Genomic DNA, 606 nt, shown 5'->3' on the forward strand with positions numbered 1-606 from the left:
GATATCGAAGTTGATGTTGATTTTAGCGGTGTTTACTTAAGTACAGGCTTAGATTTCTAGATATAAAGTGCAATCTAGATTCGTAAGAATATTTTTCTAATATTCTCATTGCAAGGCGCTGAATTGTTTGATAAATTACGCGCCTTATTCAAGTCGCTCTCCTTGCGATGCTTGAAATAGGACTATAGCTCAGTTGGTTAGAGCGCTACCTTGACATGGTAGAGGTCGGCAGTTCGAATCTGCCTAGTCCTACCAATTTCCCCTTAAAAAACAGCCTGTTATAATTTGTCTTATTTTGCGTGGCAAAACTTAGGCAAAAAAAGTGCAGTAACTTAATTGATAGTCTGTCTGATAACTCCTTGATGATTTCTGTTGGTGGCAAAACTTTATTGCCACGCCTTGCTGGTTTGTTTATTAGCTTATATTGCCATCTATGAGGTCGTTCCAATCTAGTAGTGGTTCGACACGGTAATAATCTTCAATGTCATCATGATCGTGACTGTATTTGCTTGTAACTACGTTTACTGTAGGGTCTCGATGTCCTAGCCTAAGCCCTATTAATCTGTCGTCAAACTTTTTACCGTCTATTGTTAGATGTTTTTTAGT

1 protein-coding gene and 1 tRNA gene are annotated in these 606 nt (G+C 38.1%); one reads left to right on the plus strand and one right to left on the minus strand.

Annotated elements, in window-relative coordinates:
• Nucleotides 1-178: 178 nt before the first annotated feature.
• A tRNA-Val gene (locus A3729_RS10855) sits at nt 179-255 on the plus strand.
• A gap of 159 nt (nt 256-414) precedes the next feature.
• Here the strand turns inward: A3729_RS10855 and A3729_RS33910 are convergent.
• Nucleotides 415-606, minus strand: a 192-nt coding sequence (locus A3729_RS33910) for a hypothetical protein (RefSeq protein WP_231877421.1), incomplete at its 5' end; no start/stop codon positions are given.

The sequence above is a fragment of the Oleiphilus sp. HI0043 genome, from assembly GCF_001634935.1.